Below are 24,671 nucleotides of genomic sequence, written 5' to 3'. Positions count from 1 at the left end.
ACCAATTTAACATGTATACTAAAGAAGAACAAGATAATTTCAGAAAATTAGCGAGATTGTTTATATTAAATCATCTAGGAATAGTAGGAAATGTGAGCGGGAGGAAGAAACGATGAAACATTGCTTAGTAATAGGTGGAACAGGAATGCTAAAGGATGTTTCTTTATGGCTTATACAGCAAGGAAATCATGTAACCGTTATCGGGAGACAACACAACAAAATGCAAAGTTTGATAAATGAAGCGGACTATTCTTCGAAATTGTCACCGTTACTAGTTGATTATACGATCTATAATAGCTTTAGAACGGCGTTAATAGAGTCTCAAGAAACACATGGTTCGTTTGATTGTGTTATTGCTTGGATTCATGGCTCTGATATAAGAGTCTGGGAGTCGCTTTTTCGAGCAATTCCTAACACGAAGAATGTGATTTTATATCATATTAAAGGGAGTCGTTCTTACGTAAATAATGAACGTACAAAAAATAATATCCCTTCTAACATAACTTATAGAGTGGTGAAACTAGGGTTTATCATTGAAGACAATAACTCTTCAAGATGGCTAACAAATAGTGAAATTGCCCAAGGAATTATTGATGCAATAGAACATGAAATACCAGAGAAACATGTTGGCGTTTTTGAACCATGGAATTTACGCCCTTAAAGAAAAAGAATCTGTCTATTACCTTTGAAGAGTAGTGGTAATTAGACAGATTCTTTTTAAGCTTGTTCTTTTTTTAATAAATCACGAATTTCTTTTAGAAGCTCTTCTTTAGCATCTAATTCTGGTGCTGGTTCTTCCACAACAGCCTCTTCTTTTTTACGAGATAGGTTAGTCATAATTCGTAATGCCATGAAAATTGCAAATGCGATTATTAAAAAGTCAAGAATTGACTGTAAAAATACGCCTAATTTTACTTGAGCATCACCTGAGCCATACTTAAAACTTTCTGTTAAATCAATACCACCAGTTAAAACACCGACTAATGGCATAATGATATTTTCAACTAAAGAGGTAACAATTTTACCGAAAGCACCACCAATTACTACTGCTACTGCTAGATCGACAATATTACCTTTCATAGCAAATTCTTTAAAGTCTTTCCACAAAATCAATTCCTCCTATTATTATCCATATAAAATAATCGAATTATATTTTACTATATTTTTCCCTTTCTTTTCAACTATTAAAGTAGTGGTAATTATATACCGAAAAATCTGCTATATAATCAAAAATTTTGGTAATATAGAAATAGAATAAAAGATTAGGTGTGACATATGGCGAAAAAAAACAAGAAAAAACCAATGCTATCGCCTTCCGCTCAATTGGGCATGATAGCTTTATTAATACCAATAGCGATTACTGTTTGTGTTTTCGCTTTTTTTGCATGGAAGGAGCTGCAAACATTACCTATATTTGAAAAAATAGCGCGGGAAAAAGCATTAGAAGAAATTCAACAAAATTTCGATATGAAAATTCCAGAGCAATATATTCCGATCTATGTAGCAGCAGAAGAGAAATACGGTGTACCTTGGACTTTACTTGCTGCCCATCATCGAATTGAAACACGATTTTCCTCAATGAAGTCGCTTGTTTCACCAGCTGGGGCAGAGGGACCGATGCAATTTATGCCTTGTACTTTTGTCGGCTGGCAACACCCTTCCTGCTCGGGGTTAGGAAAAGGGGATATATTGAAGGCTGAATTAATAAATCCAGAAACCATAAAAAAATATGGTGGATATGGCGTAGATGCCAATGGAGACGGCATAGCAGATCCTTATGATATTGAGGATGCTATATTCAGTGCTGCGAATTATTTATCGAAAAATGGTGCAGCAGATGGTCATATAAAGCAAGCTGTTTTTAAATACAATCATAGCGATGAGTATGTTAAAAAGGTTTTACATTATTTCAATTTGTATAACGACTATCATGATGAGCTAAAGGAAGCAGTCGTTTATAAAGAAAAGTAAAAAAACTCAAAATATAGGCGGTGATTTCCGTTTCTACATGGCACTTCCATGGGGGCATCCGATGAACCATTCACTCGCGATGCTCGCATGGTCTTTTGGCCAATATGGTGTTGGTCACGAAGAATGGAATCCGATTTAGGCTTTGTTCTATTGCTAATCGCCTGTTATGTAATTTAAAAAAGAGAAATTCGATAAATATGCGCAAACTCATGTAAAACGTATTTTCTTGATCAAAAATATATGTAAAGAGCCATCAAAAATGATGGCTCTTTACTACATATTTAGGTTGCTTTACGCATACTTTTTAGAATAAGGCTTACGATGAAGATCAGAACGACCGCACCGATTAATGCTGGGAATACGTAAAAGTTACTAACTCGCCAACCCCAGTTGCCAAGAATCATACTACCGATCCAAGAACCCACAACCCCTGCAACAATATTTCCAATGATGCCGCCAGGTACATCTTTACCTAAAATTACGCCAGCTAACCAACCTAATACTCCGCCGATGATTAAATACCAAATGAAGCTAATCATTTTTTTCATCTCCTTAAAATTAAGATATAATGGCGATTGCTTAGTTATGCCCTGAATGAAGTAAATTAACCGCGTCTGCTTCGTTAGTAATTATTACAAATTCACGATAATGTTTTTTTGTACCGTAGCAGCATGTACAGAAGATTCTCTTTTCTGAAGGTGGAAGGCGAAAATGAATTACTTAACTACTGTTGCGCCTAATGTCTGTTCAAAGTGACGTAATGCCCATTCATGACCTGCAGCATCAAAACTTGCAACACCATCTGCATAAACAACTGTTGAAATGCCCAAATTATAAGCATCAACTGCTGTATGTAAAATACAAATATCAGTACAAACGCCAACTAAATGAATTTCTTTGATGCCTCGCTCATTCAATAAAATCGATAAATTAGTTCCGGCAAAAGCGCTATAGCGGGTTTTATCGAGCCACAAAACTTTATCCTTGTGAAGCTTGTAAATTTCGCCAACTTGCCCAAATAAATGACGTCCTTTCGTGCCGCGAATATTATGAGGGGGAAACAGCTTTGTTTCAGGATGGAACGGATCATCTTCCTCGTGTAAATCATTCGCAAAAACGACAAATTCGTTTTCAGTCATAAATTTTTGAATTAAGGATGAAATTTTGTTATCTAATGCTTGACCGGGCTCTCCACAAGTTAGTTTTCCATCAGAAGCGACAAAATCATACGTATAATCAATAACTAATAAAGCCTTTTTCAACCTTTTCACTCTCCCTATAGGTATAATTTCACTTTTATCATGCCATATTTGGGCCTGTTTGTCAGAAAAATGATTCTTATTTAATATTACGAATAGTTTGAAAATTGATTTTTCTGAGAGTATAATGTGAAAAAAGGAGAGTGGTCTATATGAATATGACAGCTATGAAACGTTTAAATCGCCAAGGATTACTGATTGCAGGCATACATCTGCTAGTATTATTAAATTTAGCAGCGGATTTCATATTTTCCTCGTAATCTCTTAACATAATAGAAAGGTGAGTTAAATGCTTGTCCATTATTAAAACAACCGTGAAGGCAAATTTGATTAATGTCCACGGTTGTTTTTTATTGTTTTAATATAATTTTTAAATATTAAAGACAAAGTACAAATAAAGGAATGATAGCATGACCACTAGATTTAATCACGCGTTTCATGAACTAGAACGTCCATTTGCTTGGTTGGATTTTGATGCATTGGATCACAATATTTCAACTGTACAAAATGCTTGTGGACAGAAAAATATACGTATCGCTACGAAATCAGTTCGTTCTGTGGAGATATTACGTTATTTACAAAAGAATGTACCCAATGTGACAGGATTGATGACGTTTACAGCGGCAGAAACAATATTTTTACTGCAACAGCATTTTGATGATTTATTAATAGGATATCCGGTGATGGAGGTAGCTGCTGTTCGTCAGTTATTACTTTTCGTAAAGGCGGGAAAAACGGTCACCTTTATGGTGGATAAGCGGGAACATGTCAGATTTTTGGCGGAGCTAGGGCAAGAGCTAGGTGTCCGCGTGCAAGTATGTATTGATATTAATGTATCTAACGATTTTAAGTTGCTTTATTTTGGTACAAAACGTTCTTCTCTTCATTCACTTGAGTCACTTACACCATTCCTCGACTATATTAAAAAGCAAGAATTTATTAAGGTGGTTGGAGCGATGGGCTATGAGGCTCAAATTGCAGGAGTCGGTAATCGTCCAGTCAATGCTGTTAAAGGAAAATTTATTGAAGTAATGCAATTGCAAGCTAAAAAACAGGTTACCCAGTTTCGTAGATTAGCAATTGCGCATATAAAAGCATATTTTCCAAGCTTGCACTTTGTGAATGGTGGGGGTTCAGGAAGTATGGCATACACGGCTCAACAGAAGGAAATAACAGAAATTACGGTTGGCTCTGCATTTTATGCTCCAGCTTTGTTTGATCAATTTACGCATCTACAGCTGGAAAAGGCAGCCGGATTTGCTTTAAGTGTAACAAGAAAGCCAGAAAGAAATATTGTTGTTTGTCATGGTGGAGGCTATACGGCGTCTGGGGCAATTAGTGCTGATCGTTTACCGGTATTCTATGAGCCGACCTTTTTTTCATATCTTAGTTTAGAAGGAGCAGGAGAAGTTCAAACACCCGTTAAGGTAAAGCGTAAAACAGTTAATATAGGAGACACGCTTTATTTTCGACATGCGAAGGCTGGTGAACTTTGTGAAAGATTTCAAGAACTACATGGAATTAGAGGAGACAAGTATGTAGGAGCTTATACAACCTATAGGGGGGATGGACAATGTTTTCTATAGATAAGTGGAAAAATGGTGAGAAATGGACAAACTGGGCTGGTAATGTTATCTCTTATCCATCTGAGATGTACTTGCCTCGCTCTATTGAAGAGGTAACAAATATCGTGAAGCATGCACGTGAATTAGGAAAAACGATTCGTGTCACAGGTGCAGCCCACTCCTTTAGCGCTGTTGCGATGCCTGAACATATAGCTCTTTCTTTACATAATATGCGTGGGCTCATAGCTGTAAATGAGGAGAAGCAAGAGGCGACACTGTGGGCTGGAACGTATTTATATGAAATAGGTCCATTGCTTGCGAAGCATGGATTTGCCCTAATCAATATGGGGGATATTCAAGAGCAAACGATTGCAGGAGCAGTGTCAACGGGTACCCATGGAACAGGTGTAACACTCGGTTCGTTATCCTCAGCTGTAACAAGATGGGGGTTTGTAGATGGTACAGGTACTTATAGGGAGCATACGAGAGGAATGGATGATTTATCTGAAGCTTTGCATGTTTCACTTGGTATGCTTGGTGTGCTTGTGAAAGTAACGATCAAGGTGATACCTCTTTATAGCTTACATTATGTGAGCACAAAGGATACTTTAGCAAATGGGCTGGCGATGTTTGCTGAAGATATTCGACAGCATCGACATGTTGAGTGGTTTTATTTCCCTGGTAGCGAAACCATTCAAGTGAAGCGCATGAACGCTAAAGCGCCTGTTTATCAGAATAATTGGAATAAGAGAATCGAAACATTGAAGCTTCAAATAGTAGAGAACGGTGCTTTTTTTGCTATGTCTGAACTTTGTAAATGGAAGCCTGCGTTAAGTGGCACTATGAGTAAATTAGCAGCAGCCAATGTTGTGAAGGGGGAGAAAACGGGGATAAGCTATGAAATTTATCCATCTCCACGTAGCGTGAAGTTCCAGGAAAGTGAATATGCTATTCCGTTAGCACAATTTGGTGCATGTATAGAAGAGATCCACGCAACCTTTAAAAGTGGGGTTTTTAATGTACATTTTCCGGTAGAATGTCGGACAACGGCAGGAGAAGCTGGTTTTTTAAGTCCTACCCAAGGACAAGAATCAGCGTTTATTGCCTTCCATATGTATAAAGGAATGCAGGAAGATCCTTATTTTGAATGGGTCCATACGATGATGAAGAAATATAAAGGACGACCGCATTGGGGCAAACTAAGTCATTTAACGGCTAAATATGTCTACGAGCTATATCCAAATATCGAGAAATTTTTAGCTATTCGAAGACAATATGATCCTGATCATGTGTTTTTGACAGGGTACTTAAGAAAATTATTTACGTTATAAGCGCGATCTCGTTAAAAAGCTGTCCAACCACTTTTGGAGGATTTGGTAACATTATTGATAGATTATTTAAAAAAATAAAATTTGAACAAAATGTCAAAATATTCTTCAAAGCGAGATAAAAATGACACTTAATCAGCATGAAAACGATTTCAAATTTTATGCATTATTTAAATTGTTCAAACAATTCTAAAAATACTGTTGACTAGACCTTTTTTTCGTACTATGATTACAACAATTTAAAACGTTCGTTACAGCAGTTAGTAATCTCAAAAGAGATTAACATATACGTAAAAATGGAATAGACAGAACATTTCGTATATAGCAACGAACATAGCAATAAATGAGGTAAATGAGGGGCGTTTAAAATGAGAAGTGACATGATTAAAGTAGGCGTAGATCGTGCGCCACATCGAAGTCTTTTATATGCAACAGGCAAAGTAAAAGCGAAAGATTTAGGTAAGCCATTTATTGGTGTTTGTAATTCATATATCGACATTATACCAGGTCACGTTCATTTGCGTACATTTGCTGATGTAGTCAAAGAGGCCATCATTGAAGCGGGTGGTATTCCATTCGAATTTAATACAATCGGTGTAGATGATGGTATTGCAATGGGTCACATTGGGATGCGTTATTCTTTACCAAGTCGTGAAATTATCGCAGATTCCGCTGAAACAGTTATAAATGCACATTGGTTCGATGGCGTATTTTATATTCCTAACTGTGACAAAATCACACCGGGAATGTTAATGGCAGCAGTTCGTACTAATGTACCGTCCATTTTCGTATCTGGTGGTCCAATGGAGGCAGGAACATCGGTTACTGGCAAGCAATTGTCATTAACATCCGTTTTTGAAGGTGTAGGGGCTCATAAATCAGGCAAAATGTCAGCTGAAGAGCTGTTAGATATTGAAAACAATGCATGCCCAACATGTGGTTCATGTTCAGGAATGTTTACTGCAAACTCTATGAACTGCTTAATGGAAATGCTAGGGGTAGCTTTACCAGGTAATGGAACAATCGTAGCTACTTCTGAAGAGCGCCATAAGCTTATTAAAGAAGCTGCTAAACAATTAGTCCGCATGATTAAAGAGGACATTAAACCTCGTGACATTATTACTAAAGAAGCAATTGATGATGCATTTGCACTTGATATGGCGATGGGGGGCTCGACAAATACAGTCCTTCATACATTAGCAATCGCCAATGAAGCTGAAATCGATTATAACATTGAAGATATAAATAAAGTGGCAGAACGTGTGCCATATCTAGCGAAAATCATGCCTGCTTCAGATATTTCAATGGATGATATTAATAAAGCAGGTGGCGTTAGTGCCATTATTAATGAATTAGCATCTATCCCAGGTGCCATTCACCCAGATCGACCAACAGTTGCAGGTGTAACAATGGGTGAGCTTATAAAAGATTATCATATTACAAATGCTGAAGTTATTCGTACGAAAGACAATCCATATAGCCCAGTTGGTGGTTTATCAGTGTTATTTGGTAATATTGCGCCAGATGGTTCTGTTATTAAAGTAGGAGCTGTAGACCCTTCTATTAAAGTATTTAGAGGCGAAGCAATCGTCTTTGATTCACAAGAAGCTGCACAGGAAAATATTGATAACGGCACAGTTAAAGAGGGCCATGTAGTCGTCATTCGCTACGAAGGACCAAAAGGTGGCCCAGGGATGCCTGAAATGCTTGCACCAACGTCTGCGATACAAGGTCGCGGGCTTGGCACAAAGGTTGCGTTAATCACAGATGGACGTTTCTCAGGTGCATCTCGTGGTATTTCAATCGGACATATTTCACCAGAGGCAGCAGAAGGTGGTCCAATTGCTTTAGTAGAGAACGGTGACATTATCACAATTGATCTACCAAATCGTACTATTAATTTAGAAGTTTCAGATGAAGTATTCGCTGAACGTCGTGCAAAACTACCGGTATTTGAACCGAAAATTAAGCGCGGATGGCTAGCAAGATATTCAAAATTAGTAACAAGCGCTTCTACAGGTGGCGTTATGAAAATTTAACTTCTTTCAGAAGTTAAAGCCTCCGGCGGATGTCATGGAATCGGAAAGGAGTTCTTTGTGCAAGCACAAAGCCGATTCCAGACGCAATTATGCCAAGGCACAATTGATAAAGATAAAGCGTTGATGAGGTTAAAGGTTCTAGAGCCTTGTATTACCAGAGAGCCGGTCGTGCTGGAAGCCGGCAATACAACTAGATCCGACATCCCCTCTGAGTGAGCTATTAAACGCGTGTTCGCTATTAGATAGCTCCGGGCATAATCGAAAGTGCTCGTTATTAATGAATAAATAATTTATGACACCGTATTGGATGCGAAAAATTTCGCGTTGGTGCATAAATGCTACTATTTATTCACGAGGTAGCAATTATTTGCTATAAAAAAGGGTGGTACCATGGAAAGTCTTTTTCATCCCTACGTAAGGTAATTCTTTGCGTGTGGAGAAAAAGGCTTTTTATTTTTTTAGGACGTAAAAAGACTCTGTCATCTCTTTTCAAGGAGATAGCCAGTTTGTAATACTTCAATGATGCACATGACTGATGTGAAATTGAATGATAAGAAGGAGGCCTATTTGATGAGTACGAATGTTTCTATTAATGAGAAAGAAGAATTAGCAACAACGGCAAAAGCTGAACAAACCTATCAAGCGAAAGATGGTGCTGACGTATTAGTGCAAGCACTGCATGAACAAGGTGTTGAAATTGTTTTTGGTTACCCAGGTGGAGCGGTACTACCAATCTATGATGCAATGTATAAAAATCCGATTCGTCATATTTTAACTAGACATGAACAAGGCGCAATCCATGCAGCGGAAGGTTATGCGCGTGTTTCCAATAAAACAGGTGTTGTTATTGCGACAAGCGGTCCGGGGGCAACAAACTTAGTAACTGGTATTGCTGATGCAATGATTGATTCCATTCCATTAGTTGTATTCACAGGTCAAGTTTCAACATCTGTGATTGGTACAGATGCTTTCCAAGAAGCGGACATTATGGGCATTACGACACCTATTACGAAACACAATTATCAGGTACAGGATGTTAATGATATCCCGCGTATTGTTAAAGAGGCTTTCCATATTGCCAGCACTGGTCGGAAGGGTCCTGTTGTAGTGGATTTCCCGAAAAACGTTTCTCAAATGTTATTTGATGTGGAGAATCCACCACAGGCTCCCGATGAAATCTATTTACCGGGTTATCAGCCCACATACAAACCGAATTATTTACAAGTTCAAAAGGCTATTCAGGCGATTTCACTGGCTAAAAATCCAATCATTTTAGCTGGAGCTGGTGTCCTCTTTGCAGATGCTAAAGAAGAGTTAACAGCATTCGCTGAAAAATATCAAATTCCAGTAGCAAACACGCTATTAGGACTAGGTTCAATTCATGGAGAGCATGAATTATTCATAGGTATGGCAGGAATGCATGGAACTGCAACAGCGAACACAGCTATTACAAAATCAGATTTACTGTTGAATATCGGAGCTCGCTTTGATGACCGTTTAACTGGTAATTTAGCAACATTTGCTCCAAATGCAACAATTATACACATCGATATTGATCCAGCGGAAATTGGAAAAAACGTGCCGACAGATATTCCAATCGTTGCAGATGCCAAAGAAGCATTAAAAGCATTATTGAAAAAGGACTTTGATGGTCCTAATACAACTGAATGGCTAGCGTACTTAAATAACCATGCCAAAGAATATCCATTATGGTACAGCAAGGAGCCAGGGGACAAAGAGATTTTACCGCAGGAAGCACTAGAGCTCGTGCATAATATTACTGAAGGTGACGCAATTGTCACTACAGATGTTGGACAGCATCAAATGTGGGCTGCGCAATATTATCGCTTAAACAATGATCACGGATGGGTAACGTCTGGTGGACTTGGTACGATGGGCTTCGGCTTCCCAGCTGCAATTGGCGCCCAGTTTGCGAAGCCAGACAAAAAAGTTGTTTCCATTGTAGGTGATGCAGGATTCCAAATGACTGCGCAAGAGCTTTCCATACTACAAGAATTCAACTTACCGGTAAAAGTAGTGATTTTAAATAATAGCTGTCTAGGAATGGTACGCCAATGGCAAGAAACATTTTATGAGCAGCGTTATTCATCTTCATTAATGCCGATCCAACCAGATTTTGTTAAATTAGCGGATGCATATGGTCTTAAAGGCTACCGAATAAACACAATCGATGAAGCGGAAAGTATTTTCCGTGAGGCACTACTTTCCGATGAGCCCGTATTAATTGATTGTCGTGTAAAACAGAGCCAATGTGTTTACCCAATGGTAGCACCAGGAAAAGGCCTACATGAAATGATTGGGGTGAAAAAGAATTGAAACGAGTAATTACAGTAACAGTGATTAACCAAAGCGGTGTGTTAAATCGTGTAACAGGCTTACTTATGAAGCGTCAATTTAATATTGAATCAATTACAGTTGGTCATACAGAGCAACCAAACTTTTCGAAAATGACTTTTGTTGTAAACGTTGAGGATGAGCGTAAAATTGAACAGCTAGTGAAGCAATTATCGAAGCAAATTGATGTATTAAAGGTCAATGATATTACAGATAAATCAATCGTGCTACGCGAGTTAGCGCTTGTGAAGGTAATTTCACCACCAAACTTACGACTAGAAATGAATTCAATCGTGGAACCATTCCGTCCTCAAATTATTGATACAGCGAAAAACGTTGTCACATATCAAGTGGTAGGAGATCCAGATAAGATTGATGCCTTTATTGAACTAATTCGACCTTATGGTATTAAAGAATTAACGCGTACAGGGGCTACAGCATCTGTTCGTGAAACACAAAAAATCTCAAATGCGCAGCTCTCTATTTTAAAATAGTTTGCATATAAAATTCACAGCTTTGGATGCATAGCCCTTGTTGGCTTCCTTGCATCTGAGGTTGAAAAAAACAAACCCAAAATTAGGAGGAAAAAACAATGGCTACTATGTACTATGAACAAAACATCAACGAGGAAGTATTAAAAGGAAAGAAAATCGCAATCATCGGTTATGGTTCACAAGGTCATGCACATGCATTAAACCTTAAAGAATCAGGATTCGATGTAGTTGTAGGAGTTCGCCCAGGCGGATCATTCGATGCAGCTAAAGCGGATGGAATAGATGTAAAGACTGTTGCGGAAGCAGCGCAAGAAGCAGATGTTATCCAGATTTTACTTCCAGATGAGCGCCAAAAAGCGGTATATGAGGCTGAAATTGCTCCACATCTTGAAGCGGGTAAAGCACTTATGTTTGCACACGGCTTTAACATTCATTTCGGTCAAATTACACCACCAGCAGATGTAGATGTATTTTTAGTTGCTCCGAAAGGTCCAGGACACTTAGTTCGTCGTCAATTCCAAGAAGGTGCTGGTGTACCAGGTTTATTCGCAATTCATCAAGATGCAACTGGTCAAGCAAAAGATTTAGCTCTTGCTTACGGTAAAGGAATCGGTGCAGCTCGTGGTGGTTTACTTGAAACAACATTCAAAGAAGAAACTGAAACTGATTTATTCGGTGAGCAAGCTGTACTTTGTGGCGGTGCTACGCAATTAGTTCGAGCAGGATTTGAAACTTTAGTAGAAGCAGGCTACCAGCCAGAGCTAGCATACTTTGAAACACTTCACGAACTAAAATTAATTGTCGACCTGATGTTTGAGGGTGGTATGGCAACAATGCGTTACTCAGTATCAGATACAGCAGAGTGGGGCGACTATGTTGCAGGCCCGCGCATTATCGATGACTCCGTTAAAGCTCGTATGAAAGATGTATTAACGGATATCCAAGATGGTACATTCGCTCGCCGTTGGATTCAAGAAAATGAAAACGGTCGTCCAGAATATACAAAATTCAAAGAAGCTGGTGCAAACCACCAAATCGAAGAAGTTGGTGCTAAATTACGTGCTATGATGCCATTCATCAACGAAGGTAAAGAAAAGGTTGTAAGAGAAGTGGCTACAAGTACGAAAAATTGATATTTTCGATACAACACTTCGCGACGGCGAACAATCTGCTGGTATTAATCTAAACACAGCAGAGAAGAATGAAATCGCCAAGCAACTGGAGCGCCTAGGAGTGACAATTATTGAAGCAGGTTTTCCTGCTTCGTCACCAGGTGACTTTGAGGCGGTAAATCGTATTGCAAATTTAGTATAGTTCAACGCTATACAAAGAAAGGTGTTTTGACGATGGAGAAAAAAATTACAGTACTTCCTGGTGACGGAATAGGGCCAGAGGTTGTTGCTTCTGCTGTACGTGTATTGCAGGTGATTGGTAAGCGATTCAACCATACATTCCATTTAAGTTATGCAACAATCGGAGGCGCTGCCATCGACCAACACAATAATCCACTACCAGATGAAACAATTGAGATGTGTGAAAATAGTGACGCAGTTATACTGGGAGCCGTCGGTGGTCCGAAGTGGGATAATAATCCACCGGAATTACGTCCAGAAAAAGGACTATTACGCATTCGCAAACATTTCGATTTATTCGCAAATCTACGTCCAGTAAAGGCGTTCCCGAGTTTACTAGATGCTTCGCCATTAAAGCGTGAAGTAGCCGAAAACGTCGATTTAATGATTGTACGTGAATTAACAGGCGGCGTATACTTCGGGGAACCACGTATGCGTACTGAGAATGGTGCGATAGATACAACGGTTTACTCAACTGCTGAAGTTGAACGTATCGTTGAAAATGCCTTTGAATTAGCACGTTTACGTGGAGGCAAATTATGCTCTGTTGATAAAGCGAATGTACTTGAAACAAGTCGTTTATGGCGCGAAGTTGTAGAAGCGAAGAAAAAAGAGTATCCAGATGTTCAAGTAGAGCACAATTTAGTAGATTCAGTTGCTATGAAATTAATTACAAACCCTAGTTATTATGATGTGGTCGTTACTGAAAATATGTTTGGAGATATTTTAAGTGATGAAGCCTCTGTTATTACAGGTTCTTTAGGCGTTCTACCATCTGCTTCTATTCGCGGAGATAATTTTGGTCTATATGAACCAGTACATGGCTCAGCGCCAGAAATTGCAGGTCAAGGTGTAGCAAACCCTGCCGCAACCATTCTTTCAGTGGCCATGATGCTACAATATTCATTTGGCTTAAAAGAAGAGGCTGCAGAAATCGAACGTGCTGTAAGTGCAGTATTTGATGATGGCTATTTCACAGCAGATCTTGCACGTGATGGTAGTCGTATACTTTCGACGAATGAATGGACAGATAAAGTCATTAACGAGATAGATACAAGCTTTGTTTCAGAAAGCATTATGACAACATACATTTAAAGAAATAGGTGAAGATAATGGGCAAAAATATAATTGAAAAGATTTGGGATAAACATGTCGTTTATCAGGAAGAGGGCAAACCGGACCTGTTATATATTGATCTCCATTTAATTCATGAAGTAACTTCCCCACAAGCCTTTGAAGGTCTAAGATTGAATGGCCGTCAAGTACGTCGCCCAGATTTAAGCTTTGCAACAATGGATCATAACGTACCTACAAAAAATCTACCAACGATTCATGATTCGATTGCGCGTAACCAAATCGAAACGTTAGCTAAAAATGCTGAGGAATTTGGCGTTGAACTTGCAGGAATGGGGCATCCTGACCAAGGGATTGTTCACGTAATTGGACCTGAGCTAGGTTTAACGCAGCCTGGTAAAACGATTGTCTGTGGTGATTCCCATACGTCTACACATGGTGCGTTCGGAGCGATTGCTTTCGGTATTGGAACATCAGAGGTAGAACATGTATTGTCAACACAAACTCTATGGCAAAACAAGCCGAAAACAATGGAAATTCGTGTAGAAGGTGAGCTTCCGGTAGGTGTTGCTGCCAAAGATATTATTTTAGCAATTATATCGAAATTCGGTATCGGTGTCGGCACAGGACATATTGTGGAATTCACTGGAGAGGCTATCCATAAGCTTTCTATGGAAGAACGGATGACAATTTGTAATATGTCAATCGAAGCGGGGGCAAAGGCAGGGCTAATTTCTCCTGACCAAACGACTGTTGACTATATTCGTGGTCGCAAGCATGCGCCACAAGGAGAAAAGTTTGAGGAAGCAGCAAATTATTGGCTAAGCTTAGCATCCGATGAAGATGCAACATATGATACAGTTCGTATTATTCAAGCAGAAGAAATTGAGCCAATCATCACTTGGGGAACGAATCCGTCAATGGGTTCAGGTGTTTCAAGTAATGTACCAACACAGTCAGAGTATGAGGATGAGTCAGATAAAGCTGCTCTGCGCAAAGCACTAGCCTACATGGGCTTAGAGGAAGGTCAACCATTAACTTCAATCGATATTCAACACGTATTTATCGGTTCTTGCACAAACTCACGCATTAGTGATTTACGTGCAGCTGCAAATGTCATTGAAGGGCGTAAGGTACATGAAAATGTATCAGCGATCGTTGTGCCAGGCTCCTATTCGACGAAAAAACAAGCAGAAGCAGAAGGATTAGATAAAATCTTTACAGATGCTGGCTTTGAATGGCGTGAGACAGGTTGCTCAATGTGTCTGGCAATGAATGATGATGTAGTACCAGCTGGTGAACGCTGTGCATCAACATCAAATCGTAACTTTGAAGGACGCCAAGGAGCTGGTTCTCGTACGCACTTAGTATCACCTCCAATGGCAGCAGCTGCAGCAATTGCTGGTCACTTTGTGGATGTACGTGAATTCGTAAAGGAAACTGTGTAAATGCTATTTACACGGAAGGGATGATTGCAAATGGAACCAATTAATATCGTAAATAGTGTAATAACACCACTCGATCGTAAAAATGTCGATACAGACCAAATTATTTCGAAAGAGTTTTTAAAGCGTATTGAGCGTACAGGTTTTGGTCAGTATTTATTTTACCATTGGCGCTTTGATGGAGAGGGCAATGAAATTAAGGATTTTGTATTAAACAAACCCGAATATAAAAACTCTAAAATTTTAGTAGCTCAAGATAACTTCGGCTGTGGTTCATCTCGAGAACATGCACCGTGGGCTATCCTAGACTATGGCTTCAATGTCGTAATTGCACCATCATTCGCGGATATTTTCCATAATAACTGCTTCAAAAATGGTATTTTACCAATCAAACTAACTGCAGCAGAGTGTGATGAAGTTCTAGCTAAAGGCTTAGAAAATCCGTATACGATGGAAGTCAATCTAGAAGCACAAACAGTAACGGGTGAAGATGGTGCAATTTATAAATTTAGCATCGATCCTTATTATAAAGAAACATTGCTGAATGGTTGGGATGAAATTGCGCTAACCTTTAAATACGAAGAACATATTGCTGCTTACGAAGCAGAACGTATTGTATTTTAATAGATTGAGGGCTTACCCTTTGACTGAAGACGGATTTGTTGTCTTCAGTTTTTTTGTTGCTTAAAGAAGGGGTCGCCTTGAGTGAAGGGGAAACGGCTCAGGTAGCAGGCAGAACGCATAGCTTTGTAAATGATAGTTCTAATAAAAAGCGACTTTAGTTATTTGAATGTTTATTTAAAAAACGCAACCAATTGAAGTAATATTTTGATAATATATAAATAGAGTTATGGGAAATAAATGGAATGTTACCCAGTTTGTTGTCATGACGCTATAAGTTAGTAATGAATATAAGTTGGAACGGAAATTAATTAACGATTGGTGGTGAGTCAGTTAAACATTTACAAGAAAAGCTTTTAAGTAAAAGCGAGGGGGAACTATAAAAATGAAAATCCTTCGAAAATACAGCTTGTTAATTGGTGGCTTAGGTTTTTCTAATTTAGGGAACTGGATTTACCTTGTTGCGCTAAATTTATTAATATGGCATTTAACGCAATCGCCTGCAGCGATGGCTGGAATTTTTATTGTCGGACCAATAGCAAGAGTTTTAACAAGTTTGGTAGCAGGCTCTTTTATTGATCGTATGAATAAACGCAAGTTGATGATTGCAACTGATATTATACGAGGTTGCATTGTTTTTTGTATGCCGTTTATGGAATCTATTTGGCTTATCTATATGCTGTTATTTTTAGCGAACATAGCGAGTAGTTTCTTTGGACCGAGCAGTACATATTATATTACAAAGCTTGTTCCCTCAGAAGATAGACAACGATTCAACGCAATTCTTGGCACGTTCAATTCAGGCTCGTTTTTAGTTGGTCCAGCACTTGCAGGAGTCCTCATCATGCTTTTTAATACAACAATTACGATTTGGTTTAACAGCTTTACATTTTTTGTTTGTGCTTTGATCATATACTTATTACCTGATGTAGATGATGTGAAGGAAACTTCACTGCAACGTATTACTTGGCAAATACTAAAAAGTGACTACCTAGCGGTGATAGCTTTCATTCGACAACATTCATTATTTATAACGATTTATTTACTGTTTCAAAGTACATTAATGATTGCATTTGCGCTTGATTCTCAGGAAACAACCTTTATAAAGCAGGATTTGGCTTTATCCGATAGCTTATATGGAGTTTTTGTGAGTAGTGCAGGAGCCGGAGCAATTGTAGGTGGAATGGTTGCTGCAAGCTTCGCCAAAAAAAGGTCCACTCGGTCATATATGGCTTTTGGCTTGTTGCTGACAATGCTGTTTTATACAGCTTTTTATGCCTCGACATCGAGTGTTTTGGCCTTTGTAAGTTTTGTTTTTTTAGGCTTTTTTATGGCATTTAGTAATACTGGTTATGAGACGTTTTATCAGCAAAATGTACTACCTGAAATGATGGGGAGATTCGGTAGTATTTCTAGTATTTTTCAAAATATTTTACAAATCTCCTTTACTTTACTATTAGGTCTGTTTGCAGAATTATTTACACTTCAAATGACGGCAATTATTTTTGGAATTATAAGTATTTTATTGTCGCTCTCATTATATTTTGTACTATATTCCCCGAAAAACTACATCGGGTTAAAGGAGGAAGTATCATGATTAGCTATAAGGTGCATTGTATTTTTTGTAAGAAAATATTTGAAGTTGTAGAAGGCACAAGGAAATATAAACTATATAAAGAAAATATGGACGGGAAGTTTTCCTGTGATGATTGTGATAGGAAAATTGAATTAGAGGCAAGGAAAGGTTTATTAGGAAAACTTTAACCTCATTTAGCGAGTGTCAAAACGTCCCCTGAAATAGAGGAACTTTATTCGAATAGCGCCACGTCCTGTGGCAAAGACTGAGTGACCAACATCCTGTCGCTGCCGCTACGTTGCACTGCGCTTTCGCACAAAAACCATCTGTCGCTGCCGCTACGTTAAAGGGTGACGAAAAACTGCATTGCAGAATATTGAGTAAGAAGATTAGTACCCCATAATTTTCAAATGTAAATGGCCTGTCTTTCTACTGTTTTCTCAGTTAAAATGGAAAAATAAGATGGAAGGTAGGTCAAAAGATGATTACAGTTATAGGTAGTATAAATATGGATTTAGTTGTACAAATGGGGGTTTTTCCGAAGCAGGGTGAAACGATCCTTGGTACAGATTTTCAAACGATTCCAGGAGGAAAAGGGGCTAATCAGGCAATTGCTGCAGCACGTCTTGGAAGTGAAGTCACAATGATAGGCTGCGTAGGTTCCGATAGTTTTGGCGAAACATTGTGCAATGTTTTACAGCAAGAGCATGTTCAAACTGAAGCTATTACAAGCGTATCGGTACCAACTGGGATTGCTAATATTTTAATCTACAATAATGATAACCGTATCATAGTAGTACCAGGGGCAAATTATGAGTTAACGCCTGCGCATATAGAGGCAGCGAAAGAAATTATTCAAAAAAGTCAAATGGTAATTATGCAGCTAGAAATCCCAACGGAAACGACCGCTTATGCAATAAAACTTTGTAAAGAAGCGAATGTACCTGTTTTATTAAATCCTGCACCAGCGGCTAATTTTGATGTGCAATGGATGGAGGATATTGCCTATATCACACCAAATGAAACGGAGTGTGCAGAAATTTTTGGAGATGATGTAGAACAAATACTAGAAAAGTATCCTAATAAAATGATGATTACGCTAGGTAGTGATGGTGCACGCTATTTTGACGGTGAATATCCTATTCATGTTCCGGGCTATTTGACGAAAGCAGTAGATACAACAGGTGCAGGTGATACGTTTAACGGTGCACTCGCTTATGCTTTAGCAGAAGGGCAATCATTGGATCAGGCAGTGTATTTTGCAAATATTGCAGCTTCACTATCAGTGGAAAAATTCGGTGCACAAGGTGGAATGCCAACACTTGGAGCAGTTTACTCACGTATGGCTGGAATGGAAGAATGAAGGGAAGACTAACTCTCTTACGAATTTATCATAATAATTTTTATTTCTTTTAGTCTGAATGAGTAATAGTATCTGAGATAACCTGTTTAAAAATGTAAGATTTATTACCTATTTGTGACGTTTGCATTTAAGTATATTGTCCTTTTTTGTCATTATTTCTTAGTACTATATATTAATAAATGAATATTTTCATTTATAATAACTTTAGATACATACGAAAAGAGGTTTTGGGGATGACAAATATTGATAATGTTCCGATCGAATATACAGCCTCAGCGAATAATATTTTGCCACAGCTTGTCGATCATTTGCGACAATTACATGGCATTATTGTACAAAATACTTATGTAAAAGATACAGCAAAACATTTAAATCGTATCATTCAAGATGCCAACAACGAAACGATGATTCTTATTGTTGGGAAAGAGCGTGTTGGAAAAACAACACTTGTAAATGGACTTTTAGGACGTCAAGTTTTGCCTGTTAGTGATCAGCATCCAACAGGGGTAAATACATTTTTGCGATACGGTGAACATGAAGAAATAAAGGCGTATTTTTTAGATGGCGTTGTAGCAATATTTGATATGAGCAAGCTAGAATTATTGACAACTAGCGATACTTTTGCATCTCAAATACTACGAGAACATTTAGATTACTTAGAAGTATATTTGAAAAACGATTTATTAAAATCAGTAACAATTATTGATTCGGTTTCATTGGAAGCTGGAGGAGGGGAAATGGCCTACTTCCCAGAAGTATTGATGAACCGTGTTGACGAAATCTTTTGGGTATTACGCTCAGGTTCGATGGCTATTTATCCTGAAATATTATTGATGGAAACGCTAAAAAACAAAGGTGTTGAGCCTCTTTGTGTAATCAATGCTATAGATTCAAATGAAAATACACAGGCGTTTATTAATGCTGAGAGGGAACGAATTGGGCATTTAATAAGTGATTTTGTAGCTATCTCTGCAAGAGAAGCAATTGAAGCTAAACAGACTAATAGTGATGAGCTTTGGGAGAAAAGTCAGTATGAGCAATTAATTTCAGAAATTCATCGGGTTGCAGAAAATAGTGATAAGAAAACGTATGGCATTTTAATTCGCTTCTTGCAATGGCTTGAACGATTCCGCTTCGAATTAACTGTTATTCCACAAAGAGATCCATTCCAATCTGCAGTTGAGAACATTGAAAAGTATGCAGGCGATACACAATACGAATTTTCACGCTATCAACGTGATTTAGCGATTGTAACTGAATATGAGCAAGAATACGAGCAGGTTGCCAACGTATTTAAAAATGTTCAAACATTATATCAACTTTTACAAACCATTTCACAAAATGATTATTTTCAGGATGAAATTGTGGAAAGCTTTACAGAAAAAGCTGTTTTATATCAACAAATGTTACGGGAATACCGTAATATGCATAGCGATTATATACGTGAATATGATAGATTGGACGCTCAGCATAAAAAAATTCACGGAAAAGGCCTTATGAAAGCTATTTTTGGTCAGCATACACAAAATGGATTTTTCAAGGAACGTGTCAACAAGTTAAATGAGCAGCAAGTTGTTTGTATTGCACAATATGAAAAAGTGCAAGAAGCGGAGGCAACGATGCTTCAGTCCCTTTATTCAATACAAAGTTATCTTATGGAGTTAACGAAAAAACGTTTGGAACGTATTGAGCAAAAAGTGCAAGAGCTAAATCGCCAACGTTCAAAAGAAAAGCGTCAATTAAAGTTATACGCAAATAAATTAAATGAATTTTCTTGTTTAATTGAGGCGCAGGGCTATATTAAAGAAAATATTCAACCATTTTTAATGGACGAACAAATGCCGTTAAAAGAAAAAGATATTGTCATGCTAAAAGAAACGATTAACAGTATTATAAGCATTGATCTGACAAATAATGGGCTACTTGCACGTAGTCAAATGAACAATAAAATGGAGAGCATTGCAATTCCTTTCGATGCTCAGAAAAAATATCCATTACATACGTTAGCTTTAACAGAAGTAGATGTAAAATCAAACGATATACCAGAAATACCGAAAAAATTAGATATTCAATATGAAGAATAAATGTTAAAAGAAATGTTCTAAAATTATTTTGTAATTTTAGAACATTTTTTATGTATCTCCGGTTTTTTATAAATGGATAATTGGCGAAAATTGGAACCAAAAAAGACGATTTTCGTATAAATAGTAGGAGGGATAAACATGATTCAAATTAAAGGACGTTTTACTGAGGCGAAAATTTATTCAAATACAGCCTTACAATCAGCTATCGATCAAATTAAAGAATTGGCAAATCAAGCCTTTATGGCAGGAACAAAAGTACGGATTATGCCAGATTACCATGCAGGGAAGGGTTGTGTTATTGGCACAACAATTCAACTGCAAAATCGTGTAGTGCCTAATCTTGTAGGCGTTGATGTAGGCTGTGGTGTATTTGTAGCAGAGTTAAATGAGACAGATATCGATTTTTCGAAACTTGATGCTACAATTCGAGCACATATACCAAGCGGACAGAATATCCATCAGGAAGTATCTTCTGCACGTCATTTTGTTGAATTCGAGGGGAGACAGTTTGTAGCAAGTGGTTTAAAAGATGACTATACGAATTTATCGCTTGGTACACTTGGGGGAGGCAATCATTTTATCGAGCTTGCCAAAGACGAAGCAGGCACACATTACTTACTTATCCATACTGGGTCGCGATATGTCGGAGCTAAGGTAGCGAATTGGCATCAAAAAAGAGCCTATGAAACATTACAACAAGAAGAGTTAAAAGAAAAAATTGCCGAGCTGAAATATCAGGGGCGCGAAAAAGAAATTCAAACGATGATTAAAGCTTTTAAAGAGCAAAATCCTATTGTACCAAAAGATTTAGCTTATTTAGAGGGTGAGTATTTCCATGATTATATACACGATATGAAAATTGCTCAGCAATATGCTCGGATGAATCGTTGGACAATTGCCGAAACAATCTCCAAGCATATGAACTGGCGTTTTAACGAAACATTCGATACGATCCATAACTATATTGATACAGAAACAATGACGTTAAGAAAAGGAGCCGTTCGAGCAAATAAAGGGGAGAAGCTCGTTATTCCTATGAATATGCGAGATGGCTCACTCATTTGTATGGGGAAAGGGAATGCAGATTGGAATTACTCGGCACCACATGGGGCAGGGAGAATGTATTCTCGCCGTGCTGCAAAAGAAGCACTAAACATGGAAGATTTTAAAGAAACGATGCAAGGCATTTGGACAACATCCGTAAATGAAGAAACATTAGATGAAGCCCCAATGGCCTATAAGCCGATGTCAGAAATTACATCTGTTCTTGAGGAAACTGCAGATATAATAAAAGTGATTACACCCGTTTATAATTTTAAAGCTAGCGAAGCCGTTAAGCCTTATGAGCGAAAAAATCGGAAAAATCACTAATAATAGAAAGTACTTGCATTTACTCTTATCTATTAACATTATTTCTTTAATGGTATAAAATAGGCTTACAAAGATGAAGTGGGTGGTTTTTTGGTATCTTCAAAAGATGTGGCTAAATATGCGGGTGTCTCTCAAACAACGGTTTCAAGAGTGTTAAATACTCCTGAACTCGTAAAGCCGAAAACTGTTGAAAAAGTGATGCGGGCAATTGAGGATTTAAACTATATTCCAAATGATATTGCAAGATCACTTGTACAGAAAAAAACTGGCATTATTACTTTGATATCAGGGCCTTTACATAATCCTTTTTTTGTCGATACAACTACTGCAATTGTTAATTATGTTAATGCTCGGGGCTATAAAGTAAATGTTTATTTTGGTACGGAAGATGATTTAAATTCTATTTATAATTCTGTTTTGGAAACTAGGGCTGATGCGATTATTTTATCGTCAATGTTATATGAAGATGACTTATTTTTTAAGCTTGAAAAACTAGGCATTCCTTTTATCATGTATAATCGCAAGCATCGAGAAAACAGGTATTTTGTAGAAATTGATAATGTGGAAGCTGGTTATATAGCGACGAATCATATTTTATCTTTAGGTCATCGTGACATATGCTGGATTGGCGGTCCACATGAAATCAGTACTTTTTTTGAGAGGTACAATGGCTTTAAAAATGCTTTAAAGGACAGCGCTATAGATATAAATACAGTGCCAGCATTTTTTACAAATACGAAAAAAGACGATATTGAACAAATGTTTGAGGAAATACTAAAGCTTCCTACTAGGCCTACCGCTATTTGTGCCGCAACAGATGCAATTGCTATTGAAATTTTAAACCTTTGCTTAGAGAGGGGCTTTCGTGTTCCTCAAGATTTTAATGTTATTGGTATTGATAATGTGGAGCTCAGTAAGCACCATTCAATTGCTTTAACAACAGTAGGTTTAGAATCCGAAAAAAACCTCGGATTTATTGCTATTGAAAAATTATTTGAGGTAATGGAGAAAAAAAGTGCTTGCATCCAACAAACAGAATCTGTTAAACTTTTCCCGAGAAATACAACAAGTAAAAAAATAAACTGATGCCTCAGTTTATTTTTTAAAGCTAAAATGGTTACGTATTCATTTTTTTATTTTCAGAAATGAATACGTAACCATTCGAAGAGAGGAGTGAGTAAGGTCTTGAAAAAGTGCTTATTTATTAATGGACAATGGCAAATGACAGATGAATTTATGGAGGTTAAAGCTCCTTACTCAAAAGAGGTCATTGCTCAATTTGCTATGGCCACTGAGGATGATGTACAGCATGCAATTGAAAGTGCTCATGCAGCAGAAGCAGAAATGGCAGCATTAACAGCATTTCAAAGAGCAGAAATTTTAGAACAATTATCGGATCTATTTGCAGAAAATCGAGAAGAGGCAGCTAGAATTATTTCACTAGAATCAGCTAAGCCGTTAAAATATGCCTATGCTGAGATTGATCGAACGATTGAAACTTACAAATTTGCAGCAGAAGAAGCAAAGCGGCTATCTGGTGAAATGATTCCGATGGATGCATCTAAAAGTGGAGAGGGAAGATTTGGTTATACTATTCGAGAGCCATTGGGCGTTATTGCGGCTATTACACCTTTTAATTTTCCGCAAAATTTAGTAGCCCATAAAGTTGGACCCGCATTAGCAGCTGGAAATACGATTGTTTTGAAGCCTGCAACCCAAACAGCGTTATCTGCTAATTTTTTAGCACAATTATTGGCACAAACAAAATTACCAGCTGGTGCATTTAACTTAGTAACTGGGCAAGGAAGACTAGTAGGAGATGCCTTTTTAGCGCATCCAAAAGTAAAGATGATAACATTTACCGGAAGTCCTGCTGTAGGTATTTCCCTCCGCAATCGCGCTGGCTTAAAGAAAGTCACATTAGAACTTGGTTCGAATGCAGGTGTTATTGTTGATGAAGGGATTCAACTCGATAAGATTATGGACCGAATTGTGATGGGGGCTTTTTCAAATCAAGGTCAAGTTTGCATCTCCCTACAACGTATATATGTAAAAGAAAATATGATGAATGTATTTTTAGAAAAACTAAAAGCAAAAATAGAACAGCTAACAATAGGGGACCCATTAGATGTAACAACGGATTTAGCGATGATGATTTCAGAAACGGAGCAACAGCGTGCTGTTACATGGATAGAAGAAGCGGTAGCAGAAGGTGCCGAAGTACTGACAGGTGGTCGTATTGACAATAATATTTTACTTCCAACAGTATTATATAATGTATCCTCTCAAAGCCGTGTATCTTGTGAGGAAATATTTGCACCTGTTGTCATTGTCAATCCTGTTTCTTCCATAGAAGAAGCCATTGATGCTGTCAATGATTCACATTACGGCTTACAGGCAGGCATCTTTACACCTTCAATCGAGATGGCCTTTAAAGCTTCAAAGAAATTACAAGTAGGAGGTGTCATTATTAATGACGTTCCAACTTACCGTGTTGACCATATGCCATATGGCGGCATTAAAGAAAGTGGAACAGGTCGAGAAGGCATCAAATATGCAGTTGAGGAAATGACAGAAATGAAGTTAGTGATTTGGAATAACAATTAACTTCTTTCAGTAGCAAATGTTTTATGTAGCGAAAGCAAAGCGACAGCCACAATTATGTCGGGGTATAAATGATTCTGAAATAGGGATGGTTGTAAATGAACATAATCAAGCAGCACCCGAAATTGTATGTAATGGATAATGGAACAATGCGAATGGATTGCCATGCA

Annotated in this window: 21 protein-coding genes and 1 pseudogene; 19 read left to right on the top strand and 3 right to left on the bottom strand. The window is 37.8% G+C overall.

The genetic code is table 11. The features are described from left to right. Positions 1 to 112 precede the first annotated feature (112 nt). A complete protein-coding gene (locus MY533_RS12805; RefSeq protein ID WP_248716265.1) occupies positions 113 to 661 on the top strand; it encodes a Rossmann-fold NAD(P)-binding domain-containing protein in 549 nt (182 codons plus the stop codon). 56 nt (positions 662 to 717) lie between these two features. Here the strand turns inward: MY533_RS12805 and mscL are convergent, their stop codons facing one another. Beyond that, the gene (gene mscL, locus MY533_RS12800; RefSeq protein WP_248716264.1) at positions 718 to 1,107 is read right to left on the bottom strand and encodes a large conductance mechanosensitive channel protein MscL; all 390 of its coding nucleotides are present in this window, start codon (positions 1,105 to 1,107) and stop codon (positions 718 to 720) included. Positions 1,108 to 1,275: 168 nt separating this feature from the next. Between mscL and MY533_RS12795 the strand changes: the two genes are divergently transcribed. Continuing rightward, the gene (locus MY533_RS12795; RefSeq protein WP_248716263.1) at positions 1,276 to 1,971 is read left to right on the top strand and encodes a lytic transglycosylase domain-containing protein; all 696 of its coding nucleotides are present in this window, start codon (positions 1,276 to 1,278) and stop codon (positions 1,969 to 1,971) included. Between the two features lie 281 nt (positions 1,972 to 2,252). Here the strand turns inward: MY533_RS12795 and MY533_RS12790 are convergent, their stop codons facing one another. After that, positions 2,253 to 2,510, bottom strand: a complete 258-nt coding sequence (locus MY533_RS12790; protein WP_248716262.1) for a GlsB/YeaQ/YmgE family stress response membrane protein — start codon at positions 2,508 to 2,510, stop codon at positions 2,253 to 2,255. Positions 2,511 to 2,687: 177 nt separating this feature from the next. Continuing rightward, positions 2,688 to 3,233 (bottom strand): cysteine hydrolase family protein, encoded by a 546-nt coding sequence (locus tag MY533_RS12785; protein ID WP_248716261.1) that lies wholly within the window; start codon positions 3,231 to 3,233, stop codon positions 2,688 to 2,690. Between the two features lie 407 nt (positions 3,234 to 3,640). Between MY533_RS12785 and MY533_RS12780 the strand changes: the two genes are divergently transcribed. From MY533_RS12780 to MY533_RS12700, 17 genes and pseudogenes are all read left to right on the top strand, one after another. Beyond that, positions 3,641 to 4,816 carry an amino acid deaminase/aldolase gene (locus tag MY533_RS12780; RefSeq protein WP_248716260.1) on the top strand — a complete coding sequence of 392 codons (1,176 nt, stop codon included), beginning with the start codon at positions 3,641 to 3,643 and terminating at the stop codon, positions 4,814 to 4,816. After that, a complete protein-coding gene (locus tag MY533_RS12775; protein ID WP_248716259.1) occupies positions 4,804 to 6,126 on the top strand; it encodes a D-arabinono-1,4-lactone oxidase in 1,323 nt (440 codons plus the stop codon). Before MY533_RS12780 ends, MY533_RS12775 begins: the two co-directional genes overlap by 13 nt. Before the next feature lie 365 nt (positions 6,127 to 6,491). Next, positions 6,492 to 8,162: a dihydroxy-acid dehydratase gene (gene ilvD, locus MY533_RS12770; RefSeq protein ID WP_248716258.1), complete on the top strand. Its 1,671-nt coding sequence runs from the start codon at positions 6,492 to 6,494 to the stop codon at positions 8,160 to 8,162. Positions 8,163 to 8,732: 570 nt separating this feature from the next. Further along, positions 8,733 to 10,499: a biosynthetic-type acetolactate synthase large subunit gene (gene ilvB, locus MY533_RS12765; RefSeq protein ID WP_248716257.1), complete on the top strand. Its 1,767-nt coding sequence runs from the start codon at positions 8,733 to 8,735 to the stop codon at positions 10,497 to 10,499. Then, positions 10,496 to 11,011 carry an acetolactate synthase small subunit gene (ilvN, locus tag MY533_RS12760; RefSeq protein WP_132359853.1) on the top strand — a complete coding sequence of 172 codons (516 nt, stop codon included), beginning with the start codon at positions 10,496 to 10,498 and terminating at the stop codon, positions 11,009 to 11,011. The genes ilvB and ilvN overlap by 4 nt, the downstream gene beginning before the upstream one ends. Before the next feature lie 98 nt (positions 11,012 to 11,109). Further along, positions 11,110 to 12,144, top strand: a complete 1,035-nt coding sequence (gene ilvC / locus MY533_RS12755) for a ketol-acid reductoisomerase (protein WP_132359851.1) — start codon at positions 11,110 to 11,112, stop codon at positions 12,142 to 12,144. Continuing rightward, a pseudogene (locus MY533_RS12750) lies at positions 12,140 to 12,322 on the top strand (2-isopropylmalate synthase); the annotation flags it as partial. The gene ilvC and the pseudogene MY533_RS12750, both read left to right, overlap by 5 nt. Before the next feature lie 35 nt (positions 12,323 to 12,357). Next, a complete protein-coding gene (gene leuB / locus MY533_RS12745; RefSeq protein ID WP_248716256.1) occupies positions 12,358 to 13,458 on the top strand; it encodes a 3-isopropylmalate dehydrogenase in 1,101 nt (366 codons plus the stop codon). Between the two features lie 17 nt (positions 13,459 to 13,475). Next, the gene (gene leuC / locus MY533_RS12740) at positions 13,476 to 14,885 is read left to right on the top strand and encodes a 3-isopropylmalate dehydratase large subunit (RefSeq protein ID WP_248716255.1); all 1,410 of its coding nucleotides are present in this window, start codon (positions 13,476 to 13,478) and stop codon (positions 14,883 to 14,885) included. Between the two features lie 30 nt (positions 14,886 to 14,915). Further along, positions 14,916 to 15,506, top strand: coding sequence for a 3-isopropylmalate dehydratase small subunit (gene leuD / locus MY533_RS12735; protein WP_132359845.1), 591 nt, complete (start codon positions 14,916 to 14,918; stop codon positions 15,504 to 15,506). 382 nt (positions 15,507 to 15,888) lie between these two features. Then, complete coding sequence (locus MY533_RS12730) at positions 15,889 to 17,100, top strand: MFS transporter (RefSeq protein ID WP_248716254.1); 1,212 nt, start codon at positions 15,889 to 15,891, stop codon at positions 17,098 to 17,100. Beyond that, a complete protein-coding gene (locus MY533_RS12725; RefSeq protein ID WP_248716253.1) occupies positions 17,097 to 17,267 on the top strand; it encodes a hypothetical protein in 171 nt (56 codons plus the stop codon). Before MY533_RS12730 ends, MY533_RS12725 begins: the two co-directional genes overlap by 4 nt. Before the next feature lie 293 nt (positions 17,268 to 17,560). Continuing rightward, entirely contained in the window at positions 17,561 to 18,442 is an 882-nt protein-coding gene (rbsK, locus tag MY533_RS12720; protein WP_248716252.1) for a ribokinase, read from the top strand. A 233-nt stretch (positions 18,443 to 18,675) separates the two neighbouring features. After that, on the top strand, positions 18,676 to 20,526 hold the full coding sequence (locus MY533_RS12715) for a dynamin family protein (RefSeq protein WP_248716251.1): 1,851 nt from the start codon (positions 18,676 to 18,678) through the stop codon (positions 20,524 to 20,526). A gap of 138 nt (positions 20,527 to 20,664) precedes the next feature. Continuing rightward, a complete protein-coding gene (locus MY533_RS12710) occupies positions 20,665 to 21,897 on the top strand; it encodes an RtcB family protein (protein ID WP_248716250.1) in 1,233 nt (410 codons plus the stop codon). A 90-nt stretch (positions 21,898 to 21,987) separates the two neighbouring features. Then, on the top strand, positions 21,988 to 22,983 hold the full coding sequence (locus MY533_RS12705) for a LacI family DNA-binding transcriptional regulator (RefSeq protein WP_248716249.1): 996 nt from the start codon (positions 21,988 to 21,990) through the stop codon (positions 22,981 to 22,983). Positions 22,984 to 23,082: 99 nt separating this feature from the next. Further along, positions 23,083 to 24,504 carry an aldehyde dehydrogenase family protein gene (locus MY533_RS12700; RefSeq protein WP_248716248.1) on the top strand — a complete coding sequence of 474 codons (1,422 nt, stop codon included), beginning with the start codon at positions 23,083 to 23,085 and terminating at the stop codon, positions 24,502 to 24,504. Positions 24,505 to 24,671: the final 167 nt, after the last annotated feature.

The organism is Lysinibacillus sp. Ag94 (assembly GCF_023242215.1).
Lineage (GTDB): Bacteria > Bacillota > Bacilli > Bacillales_A > Planococcaceae > Lysinibacillus.
Note: the sequence above shows the minus strand (reverse complement) of the source record. Positions and strands in the feature narration are given on the sequence as shown.

Coding starts and splice junctions, on each gene's coding strand:
- MY533_RS12805 (WP_248716265.1), top strand. CDS start 113: ATGAAACATTGCTTAGTAATAGGTGGAACAGGAATGCTAAAGGATGTT.
- MY533_RS12795 (WP_248716263.1), top strand. CDS start 1,276: ATGGCGAAAAAAAACAAGAAAAAACCAATGCTATCGCCTTCCGCTCAA.
- MY533_RS12790 (WP_248716262.1), bottom strand. CDS start 2,510: ATGATTAGCTTCATTTGGTATTTAATCATCGGCGGAGTATTAGGTTGG.
- MY533_RS12780 (WP_248716260.1), top strand. CDS start 3,641: ATGACCACTAGATTTAATCACGCGTTTCATGAACTAGAACGTCCATTT.
- MY533_RS12775 (WP_248716259.1), top strand. CDS start 4,804: ATGTTTTCTATAGATAAGTGGAAAAATGGTGAGAAATGGACAAACTGG.
- ilvD (WP_248716258.1), top strand. CDS start 6,492: ATGAGAAGTGACATGATTAAAGTAGGCGTAGATCGTGCGCCACATCGA.
- ilvB (WP_248716257.1), top strand. CDS start 8,733: ATGAGTACGAATGTTTCTATTAATGAGAAAGAAGAATTAGCAACAACG.
- ilvC (WP_132359851.1), top strand. CDS start 11,110: ATGGCTACTATGTACTATGAACAAAACATCAACGAGGAAGTATTAAAA.
- leuB (WP_248716256.1), top strand. CDS start 12,358: ATGGAGAAAAAAATTACAGTACTTCCTGGTGACGGAATAGGGCCAGAG.
- leuC (WP_248716255.1), top strand. CDS start 13,476: ATGGGCAAAAATATAATTGAAAAGATTTGGGATAAACATGTCGTTTAT.
- leuD (WP_132359845.1), top strand. CDS start 14,916: ATGGAACCAATTAATATCGTAAATAGTGTAATAACACCACTCGATCGT.
- MY533_RS12730 (WP_248716254.1), top strand. CDS start 15,889: ATGAAAATCCTTCGAAAATACAGCTTGTTAATTGGTGGCTTAGGTTTT.
- MY533_RS12725 (WP_248716253.1), top strand. CDS start 17,097: ATGATTAGCTATAAGGTGCATTGTATTTTTTGTAAGAAAATATTTGAA.
- rbsK (WP_248716252.1), top strand. CDS start 17,561: ATGATTACAGTTATAGGTAGTATAAATATGGATTTAGTTGTACAAATG.
- MY533_RS12715 (WP_248716251.1), top strand. CDS start 18,676: ATGACAAATATTGATAATGTTCCGATCGAATATACAGCCTCAGCGAAT.
- MY533_RS12710 (WP_248716250.1), top strand. CDS start 20,665: ATGATTCAAATTAAAGGACGTTTTACTGAGGCGAAAATTTATTCAAAT.